At 71.8% G+C, this 9,305-nt stretch carries 9 protein-coding genes; all 9 read right to left on the bottom strand.

Translation table 11 applies throughout. The features are described from left to right. Window positions 1-263: 263 nt before the first annotated feature. Window positions 264-1,178: a response regulator transcription factor gene (locus IE249_RS05605; RefSeq protein WP_189703607.1), complete on the bottom strand. Its 915-nt coding sequence runs from the start codon at window positions 1,176-1,178 to the stop codon at window positions 264-266. A gap of 66 nt (window positions 1,179-1,244) precedes the next feature. Next, window positions 1,245-2,870, bottom strand: coding sequence for a sensor histidine kinase (locus IE249_RS05600; RefSeq protein ID WP_229857578.1), 1,626 nt, complete (start codon window positions 2,868-2,870; stop codon window positions 1,245-1,247). 19 nt (window positions 2,871-2,889) lie between these two features. Next, complete coding sequence (locus IE249_RS05595) at window positions 2,890-3,777, bottom strand: DUF5936 domain-containing protein (RefSeq protein WP_189703606.1); 888 nt, start codon at window positions 3,775-3,777, stop codon at window positions 2,890-2,892. Between the two features lie 33 nt (window positions 3,778-3,810). After that, on the bottom strand, window positions 3,811-4,752 hold the full coding sequence (locus tag IE249_RS05590) for a type II secretion system F family protein (RefSeq protein WP_189703605.1): 942 nt from the start codon (window positions 4,750-4,752) through the stop codon (window positions 3,811-3,813). Between the two features lie 35 nt (window positions 4,753-4,787). Continuing rightward, window positions 4,788-6,125, bottom strand: a complete 1,338-nt coding sequence (locus IE249_RS05585) for a TadA family conjugal transfer-associated ATPase (protein ID WP_189703604.1) — start codon at window positions 6,123-6,125, stop codon at window positions 4,788-4,790. A 23-nt stretch (window positions 6,126-6,148) separates the two neighbouring features. Beyond that, window positions 6,149-6,613, bottom strand: a complete 465-nt coding sequence (locus IE249_RS05580) for a TadE/TadG family type IV pilus assembly protein (RefSeq protein WP_189703603.1) — start codon at window positions 6,611-6,613, stop codon at window positions 6,149-6,151. Window position 6,614: 1 nt separating this feature from the next. Then, complete coding sequence (locus IE249_RS05575; RefSeq protein WP_189703708.1) at window positions 6,615-6,944, bottom strand: pilus assembly protein; 330 nt, start codon at window positions 6,942-6,944, stop codon at window positions 6,615-6,617. A gap of 113 nt (window positions 6,945-7,057) precedes the next feature. Next, window positions 7,058-8,320 carry a CpaE/TadZ family protein gene (locus tag IE249_RS05570; RefSeq protein ID WP_189703602.1) on the bottom strand — a complete coding sequence of 421 codons (1,263 nt, stop codon included), beginning with the start codon at window positions 8,318-8,320 and terminating at the stop codon, window positions 7,058-7,060. 12 nt (window positions 8,321-8,332) lie between these two features. Beyond that, the gene (gene cpaB, locus IE249_RS05565) at window positions 8,333-9,040 is read right to left on the bottom strand and encodes a Flp pilus assembly protein CpaB (RefSeq protein ID WP_189703601.1); all 708 of its coding nucleotides are present in this window, start codon (window positions 9,038-9,040) and stop codon (window positions 8,333-8,335) included. Window positions 9,041-9,305 lie beyond the last annotated feature (265 nt).

The following is a 9,305-nucleotide window of genomic DNA, read 5'->3' as shown; positions in this document are numbered from 1 at the left end:
CCGCCGTCTGCCCCCTGTCGCCGGTGCGGCGTTGCATCGCCTCGACCGTGGTGTTCTTCCAGCCGTTCACGCGGACCTTGGTCGCAACCGCGGTCTTCAGCATCAGGTCGCTCATGGTGTTCCCCTCCGGGTCGAGTCTTCGTGCCGCTTGCGACACCGGAAAGGTAGGCGGGAACCGCCCCTTCGTCAGAGGGTCCCTGGGCCCAATCCCGGGCCCAAAGGGAGGCCCAGGCACGAATCCGTCGGCTCTTCGTCATCTCACGTCACCTCGGCCCTCGACCCGGACCCGGGTCCGGCTGGGCCGTGCCCAGCCACTTCGCGGCGGCCTCGGAGCGGCTCGTGCTGTGGAGCTTGGCGAAGATGCGGTTGATGTGGTTCTTGACCGTCTTCTCGCTGATGAAGCAGGTGGCGGCGATCTGCTGGTTGGTCATGCCGGAAGCGATGAGGTCCATGATCTCCGCCTCCCTCGCGCTGAGTTGGAACCTCGACCTGTCCACGGCGGCCGGACGGCCACCTGTCCATCCAGACGACGACTGTCCCACATCCGGTTGCATCTGCGAAAGGTTTTCTACGGAAGCCATCACCCGACCGGGCGTTGGAGGCACACCCTGATGTGCATTTGCACTTCCCAGGCCTTCCGGCAAGGGGCCGCCGCCACCCCGGGGTACCTGCTGCGCCTGGCGCAACTGTTCCAGCAGTGCCCCCGCGGCCGTGGGCGTGAAGTGGGCCCTGCCCTCCTTGATGTCCCGTACCGCCGCGACCAGTTGGTCGGCCGTGAACTCGCCGTGCACAAGGTAGCCGCCCGCGCCCCGGCGCAGCGACTCCTGGACGATTTCCGACTCGCGGCTGTAGGTCAGCATCACGACCGGGCAGATCTGGACGAGGTACGGCAGCGCCGAGATGCCGTCCACGCCCGGCATGCGCACGTCCAGCAGGACCACGTCCGGGCGGTGCCGGTGGGCCGCCTCCCACGCCTCGCGGCCGTCCGACGCCTCCGCGGCCACCTCGATGTCCGCGCGGCCGGAGAGCAGCGCCGTCAGGCCGGCGCGCACCACCGGGTTGTCGTCCGCCACGACCACGCGCAGCGGCGCGGGCGGGGGCGGCTGGGGGAAGTTCCCCAGGGGGCTCGGGGGCGGGGACTGCGGCACGCCGGGGTACGAAGTCGGCTGGTCCGGCATCGAACGGCCTCCTCTCGGAGCTGGGTGGGACAAACAGTCGATAATGATGGTGAGTTGGGCGGGGCTTCAGGCCGCCTGCGTCGTCAGCGCCCCCAGCGGCAGTTCCAGGCGGACCTCCGTGCCCTTCGGGTGGGTGCCGCGGCCGATGCGGATGCGGGCGCCCACCGAGGCGGCGCGCTCCACCATGCCGACCAGGCCGAAGTGGCCCGTACGGCGCAGTTGTTCCAGCGTCGTGCCGGGGGGCAGGCCCCGGCCGTCGTCGTACACGCTGATGCGCAGCAGGTCGCCGTGGACGCCCGCCCTCACGTCGACCCTGGTCGCCTCCGCGTGGCGGTGGGCGTTCTCCATCGCCTCCGAAGCGATGGTGAGCAACTGACGGGCCACCGCGGGCGGGATCGGCGGAACGCCGTGCTCGCCCGTGGGGCGGTACGTCGCCGGTACGCCCGTGCGGCCGCCGAAGTCCCGTGTGCGTGCCGCCAGTTCGACCAGCACGTCGGTGCCGTGGGCGGGGTCGTTCTCGCGGCGCAGGTCCGCGAGGAGTTCGCGCGCCTCCGCCGCCGCCCTGCGGGCCGAACGGGCGACCAGTTCCGCCTGCTGCTTCACCAGGGCCGGGTCCATGCGGTCGGCGCCCGCCGAGCCCGCCAGGCCGTCCGCCGCGAGGGCCACGCCGTGCAGGGTCTTGGCCACCGAGTCGTGCATCTCCCGTGCGAGACGGGCGCGTTCGGCGCCCACCGCCTCCGTGACGGCCAGGCGGGCCTGGACCGTCGTCAGCGCCTGGGTCGCCTCGCCGAAGCGCAGGAGCAGGTTGCGCAGCGTGACGCCGGCCGCGCCCGCGATCACGCACAGGCCGGGGAAGAGGGTGGACTGGGCGAGGTTGGCGGACAGTTCCTTCGAGGCGGCGTAGACGACCAGCAGGATCAGTGACTGGAGGGAGGCGAAGAGAGCCGCGCCGCGCCAGCCGTAGACCAGGCCGGCCAGCAGGGGCGTGCAGACGCAGACATAGGCCAGCGTGCTGTCCGGGCCGGCCGCGATCAGCAGCAGCGCGCCGAAGAGGGTGTCCAGGGCGAGCAGGGTGGGGTGGCGCAGGAGGAGGGGGCCGAAGCGCTCCCAGTCGCGGAACAGGACGTAGGAGCCCATGAACGTGACGACGACCGCCGCGCTCACCAGTCGGGTGGCCAGGCCCGGCGCCGCGTTCACCAGGGCCGCGGGGGCGGACAGCGCGATCATCGCCAGGCGGAAGGCGAAGACGTAGCGGCACATCGCCTGGAGCGCGCTGATCTGGATGCGTTCGGACGCGACCGTCTCGCCTTCGGACGGGTTCGGGCCGTCGGTACCCGCACCGGCAGCCGTACCGCTGACAGGCGCGACCGGTGCGGCGGCTGCGGGGGGTCCGGCGGGTGCCGGTTCGCCCGCGGGGCGGCGCTCCTGCCGCTCCACCGCCGCCGGCGAGTCCGCGTCCCCGCCCGGGCCCGCGTGCCCGCCCGAACCCGGATCCGTGGGCGCCCGTGCCGGTTCCCAGCCCGGCGGCAGTGCCGGGGTCACCGACGTCACCGGGATGTCCGGTGCCCCGGTGCGGACGTGGGCCGGCAGGACCGTGCCCGCCGGCGGGGTCGTGATCTCGGGAGCCCTGGGGCGGCGGCGCAGCAGTCCCGTGCGTTCCGTGTGTCCCGTACGTTCTTCCGTCGTCGGCATCTTCGTCCGTCCCTCCCCCCTACTTCCCCGTCACCGAGCCGAAGTCCACGCCGGAGCCGAGGATCAGGCCCGCGCCGAGGAGGATCAGGGTGCCCGGGACCATGAAGGTGGTGATCATCATGGTGGCCTTGGGGACCGCGCGGGCGGCCTTGCGACGGGCGTTCTGCGCGTCGGTGCGGCGCATGTCCTTGGCGAGCGAGACCAGCGTGTCGACGATGGGCGCGCCCAGTTCCTCGCCCTGCTGGAGCGCGGTCACGAACATGGCCACCTGTTCGGAGTCGTTGCGGCGGCGCAGTTCGGCGAAGGCCTGGCGGCGGCTCATGCCGAGGTCCATCTGGCGCAGGGTGATGCGCAGTTCGTCCGCCCAGGGACCCTCGTACTTCGTCGCCACCCGGTCCAGGGCCTGGCGGAAGCCCAGGCCCGCGCTCACCACGACGGCGAGCACGTCGAGGAAGTCCGGCAGGGTCCGCTCGATCACCTCCCTGCGGATGCGGATGGCCGACCAGATGCCGACCTCGGTCCAGAAGGCGCCGAAGGCCAGCAGGATCAGCGCCACCAGGTACTGGCCGCGCAGCAGGAAGACCAGGCAGCCCACGCCGCCGAGGAAGCCGTAGACCGCGCGCCGGGCCGCGTAGCGGTCGATGGTGAGGCCGCCGGGGTTGCCCGCCAGGTCGATCTTGCGGCGGTACCTGGCGACCAGCTTGGGGCCCATCAGCCGCAGTACGGCGGGGGCGTAGCGCATGCCGAGGCGGTCGACGACGGAGTCGACGGCGCCGGTGCGGGTGGAGCCGACCTCCAGGGCCAGCACGAGGTCGCTGGGGAGCCGGGCGTCCGCGCGGTACATGCGGATGCCGGCGAAGATCCCCCAGACGCTCAGGCCCATCGCCAGTGCGAGCAGCAGTGCCATTGTCCTTCTCCCTCCCTCCGTGTGGGTGCGCGCTCAGACGTCGATACGGGACAGGCGGCGGATGAGGACGAAGCCGACGGCGTACAGCGCGAAGGCGATGATCACCGCGCCCTGGCCGACCGGCGAGCCCGTCATACGGTCGAGGGCGCCCGCCTTCACCCCGTTCATCAGGAACAACGCGCCGACGCCCAGCACGGGGACGGCGTACGACGTCATGTTGACCTGGGAGAGCTGGGTGCGGATCTCGCGGCGGGTCTCCTTGCGTTCCTCCAGGGTCTCGGTGAGGTTGCGCAGGGCGCTGACGACCTGGCCGCCGGCCCGGTTGGACAGGACCAGGGTGGTGACCAGGACGACGAGTTCACGCGAGGGCAGGCGGTCGGCGAGTTCGCCGAGCGCGTCGTCCATCGAGGCGCCGAGGGCCAACTGGTGGGCGACCTTGCCCAGTTCCTCGCCCGCCGGGGCCTCGAGCTCCTCGGCCGCCATGCCGATCGCGGTGCGCAGGGCGAGGCCGGCCTGGGTGGCGTTGGCGAGGATGCGGGCCAGTTCGGGGAGTTGGTTGATGAACTTCTCGATGCGCTTCTGCCGCTGCCAGCTGAGGAACTGCATCGCCGCCCACACGCCGAGCAGTCCGGCCAGCGGTCCGAAGAAGGGCGCGAGGGCGGCCTGCCCGATCAGCCAGAGCGCGGCCACGGCGGCGAGCATGTAGACGAAGAACTCGCCGGGGGTGATGTCCAGGCCGGTCGCCGCCAGCTTCAGCTCCAGCTTGCGGCCGAGCTTCGTGGTGCGCAGTCGGCGGTCGAGGTTGCGGAAGCGGCGCCTGCGGCCCACCGTGATCTGCCCGGTCTGCGAGAGCCGGTCGACCAGGGCGGCGCGCTGGGCCCGGCCCGAGGAGTAGGCGTGCAGGCCCATGACGGCCAGGAGGCAGGTCAGCAGGGTGACGCCGGTGGTGAAGGTGACGAGGGTGCTCAGATCCATGGGGATGCTTCTTCCTGCCTGTCTACCTGGCCTGTCTACCTGGCTTCCCGGGTGGCCAGCTGGTCTGCGGACTGGGCGACGCCGAAGGCCTGGGGAATGGGCTGGCTCGCCATGTAGAGGCGGTCGGCGGTGCGGCGGGGCAGCGGGTGGTACTCGAAGACGCCGTGGATCCGGCCGTCGTGCGTCATCGGCCGCGCGGCGAAGCGGGCGACGGTCGCCAGCCGGTACGGCTCGCTGCCGTGGCTGTCGAGCACGGCGATCTCGGTGACCCGGCGGGCGCCGTCCGCGAAGCGGGTGAGCTGGACGATCACGTCGACCGCGCTGTTGATCTGGTCGTGCAGGGCGACGAAGGGCACCTCGACGTCGGACATGGAGGCCAGGGTCTGCAGACGCATCAGCGCGTCCTCGGCGCTGTTGGCGTGCACGGTGGCGAGCGAGCCGTCGTGGCCGGTCGACATCGCCTGGAGCATGTCCAGTGACTCGCCGCCGCGGACCTCGCCGACGACGATGCGGTCGGGCCGCATGCGCAGCGAGTTGCGCACCAGGTCGCGGATGGTGATCTGGCCGCTGCCCTCCACGTTCGGCGGGCGGGACTCCAGGCGGATCACATGGCTCTGCTGGAGCTGGAGTTCGGCGGAGTCCTCGATGGTGATGATGCGCTCGCCCTCGGGGATCAGGCCGGACAGGGCGTTGAGCAGGGTCGTCTTTCCGGTGCCGGTGGCGCCGGAGACGATGATGTTGAACTTCGCCTGCACCAGACCGGCCAGCAGGAACAGCATGTGCTCGTCGAGCGAGCCGAAGCCGATCAGCTCCTGGAGGGTGAAGGAGCGCGGGAAACGGCGGATGGTGAGGGTGGGGCCGGTCAGGGAGAGCGGCGGGATGATCACGTTGACGCGCTCGCCGGAGGGCAGGCGGGCGTCGACCATCGGGTTCGACTCGTCCACGCGGCGGTTGACGGTCGAGACGATCCGCTCGATGGTCTGCATCAGCTGGTCGTTGGAGGCGAAGCGGAGCGGCAGCTGTTCGACCCGGCCGCCGCGCTCGACGAAGATCGCGTCGGGGCCGTTCACCATGATCTCCGTGATGGAGGCGTCCTCGAGGAGGGGTTCGAGGATGCCGAGGCCCAGCGCCTCGTCGACCACCCTGCGGATGAGCTGCGAGCGCTCCACGGTCGACAGGACCGGGCCCTCGCGGCTGATGATGTGCCCGAGCACCCGCTCGAGCCGCACCCTGCGCTCGGCCGCGGCCAGCGAGCTCATCTCCGCGAGGTCGATCTCCTCCAGCAGCTTGGCCCGGTAGGAGGCGACGAGGTGGCCGTCCTCGCCCCGGCTGCCCTGCTCCTCGGGGGAGTTGATGCGTGCGCGGAGACTCATGGCTGCTTCCCCTGGTTCCTCGTTCAGTGGTCGAGCGGCATGGTGGCGGTCTTGTGGGCGTCCCCGACGGGATCCCAGAGCGGGATGATCGAGGGGATGCGGACGGTGGCGACGACGGTGACCGTGCCGCCGCCCGAGGCCTCCGAGCAGCTCGTACGGCCGCTCAGCGAGTCGGCGACCGCCTCCTGGCAGCCCTGCTGGGCGCTCATCCCGAGCGAGGCGGCGCGCGCTCCCGCGCGGGCGGCGGTGCCCGCCTGCTGGGCGGCCCAGGCGACCAGCCCGATCTGGATGACCGCGACGGCGACCAGCATCAGGACCGGGATGAACCCCAGGTACTCGATGGCGACCTGGCCGCCGTCACGTCGGCGGCACAGTCCGAATCCACGGGCGCGGGCGCGGCTGCGTCCGATTCCGCAGTCGCGGGCGCGGTCACGACGGCGTCCGAATCCACGGGCGCGGGCGCGGCGGTGTTCGAGGGCGTACGGCATCTCAGTCCTTCACCTCCTCGACGGCGCCGGCGTGGCCCGTCACCGGGATCGGAAAGCCGATCACACCGGGGAGGAGGACCGGGACCTTCAGCTTCACCTCGGCCCGCAGGTAACCGGGCGCTCCCGGCCCGCAGTTGATCTCCGCGTCGCCCTGCCAGGCACTCGGCAGATCCTTCAGCCCCGCCCGCACGCACGCCCCCTGCCGGTCCCCCGTGGCCGCCGTCCCCGCCCGCACGGCCTCGTCGGCGGCATTCCCCGCCAGCGTGTACGTGTACCCCAGCAGCACGCACTGCCACAGCAGCACCAGCGTGATGGTGATCGTCGGCGCCATGCCGAGGAACTCGATGGCGACCTGGCCGTCGTCCGACCGGAGCCGCACCGGTACGAGCCTTCGCACCCGGGGCCCGCGGACCGGCGTTCCGTCGGCTCCCGCCCCTCCACCCCTCATCCCCCGGTCTCCCTCCTGCGCCCGAAGCGCACCGAGCCCCGGTCGCCGCCCCGCAGGCGTCCGCCGCTCCGGTGGGCGGCGGCGTCCGGCGCCTTGACGATGCCGAGTTCGCCCGCGAGTCCCCAAAGGGCCTGCTTGACCGTGCTGCGGTTGTCCAGTTCGTGCACGCGGCCGGCGTCCACCGCGCCCTGCAGCTCCTTGAAGTTGGCGGGTACGGCGGTGCCCGCTACCGCCGTACCGGTGATCTTCTGGATGAGCGGCGGCTGGATCTCCGTACCGCGGGTGTGCCGGTTGACGACGATCGTCGTCTCCTCCGCCTTGCGGATCTGCAGCCGGTCCCACATCCGCACCGTGCGCTTGGCGGCGCGCACCGCGACCACGTCCGGGGTGGTCAGCAGCAGGGCGGTGTCGGCCATCTCCACGGCCGCCGCGCTCGCCCCGCTCAGCTGGGCGCCGCAGTCCAGTACGACGACGTCGTAGCGGGAGCGCAGGGCGCTGACGATCTGGCGGGCGGCGCGGTCGGTGACCTCCTCGCCGCGCTCGCCCTCGCCGGGGGCGAGGAGCAGGGCGACGCCGGTGTCGTGGCGGAAGACCGCGTCGGCCAGGACGCGCGGGGAGATGTCGGTGATGGCGGAGAGGTCGACGACCGAGCGGCGGAACTGTACGTCGAGGTAGGAGGCGACGTCGCCGGTCTGCAGGTCCATGTCGACCAGGGCCGTGGCGTGTCCGGAGGCCTGGGCGGCCAGGGCGAGCTGGATGGCGGTGAGGGTGGCGCCCACGCCTCCCTTGGCGCCGCTCACCGTGACCACGCGCCCGCCGGCCCCGGTGAACACGTCGCCGCCGTGGCCGAGATGACGGCGTACGCCCACCGACCACTGGGCCACCGCCTGGACGCGGCTGACGAGTTCCTCGTAGCTGAGGGGCAGCGCGACCAGGCCGCGGGCGCCGGAGTCCATGGCGGCGGAGAACAGGCCGGGGCTCGCGTCGGAGGTGACGAGGATGACGCCGACCGCCGGGAAGCGCAGCGCGACCTCGCGGACCAGTTCCAGGGCCGGGACCGGGCCGATCCGCTCGTGCACCACCACGACCTCGGGCAGCTCGTCGACGGACTCGGCGGCCAGGCGCGCGAGGGTGTCGATGAGCTGGGTCGAGTCGGCGACCGGGCCGACGGGTTCGGCGTCGGGGAGCTGGCTGAGCAGTGTGGTGATGGAACGGACCGCGTCCGCGTCGCCGACTGCCGGGAGGATCCTGGTGGGCATGCGCGCGGCCTCTCACTTGTCGTTCGCGAGTTCGTAGGTGCGGTCCTTGGCCGGGACGCCGGTGTCGCTGCCGGGAGCGACCAGGGCGAGCCGGACCCGCTGGGCGAACGACTCGGCGTAGGTGATGCGCTGGGCGTCGATGGTGGACAGCGCGAAGGTGATGGGGACCGCCTCGGTGGGCTGCTGGTTCCTGTTGTCGGCGTTGGGGTCCAGTGCGGTGATCCGGCCCACGTCGAGCACCCGGGCGTTGGTGACGATGATCTTGGACTGCGCGGGGTCGCCCTGCCGCTGTCCGGCGAAGGTGGCGTACACGTTGACCGTGGAGCCGGGGGTGATCTTGCCGGCCACGCCGGTGGCCGCGTCGATCATGATGGCGACCTCCTGCTGGCCCGGCTGGAGGGCCGGCTGGTCGACGATCATGTCGTTCTGGAGCAGGGAGCCGGCGCGCAGCGTGGTGACCGCGATCTTGCCCTGGATCTGCGCGAGGTCGGTGACGGCGTTGGCGGACAGCCACCGCTTGGGCATCTTGATCTTCTCGAACTGGCTCGTGTTCAGCGTCGTGTAGGGCTGCACGTTGGTCCGCAGCCGGTAGGCCGTCACCTCGGGCCCGACCTTGGACTTGACGTCGCTGATGACGGAGAGCACGCCCGCGAACGCGCCCAGGGCGCAGATGACGGACAGAATCAGGAGTATCACGCCGCGGCGCTGACGGGAGTTCATGAACCGTACAACCTCGTTGGGGATATCGGTCGAGCGGGATCGAATGGCCTGAGCGGTGGTCGCGGTAGGGGACGGGGCGGTCTCGGCGGGGCGGGTGCGGCCGGACGCGCCGGGCCGTACTCGTCCCGCCGGGGCTACCCGGTCGGGGTGTGGCTCTCGTGCTGCACGGGCGGGGTGGCGGAGCAGAAGACGCAGCGGTCGCCGATGACGTCGATGCCGCACCAGTGGCAGACGCCCTGGCGGACCGAGGTCACCAGTTGGTAGA

Origin of the sequence: Streptomyces anandii JCM 4720 (assembly GCF_014650655.1) — a bacterium.
GTDB lineage: Bacteria > Actinomycetota > Actinomycetes > Streptomycetales > Streptomycetaceae > Streptomyces > Streptomyces anandii.
The sequence above is the reverse complement of the archived record's forward strand: the minus strand, read 5'-3'. Positions and strand labels throughout refer to the sequence as shown.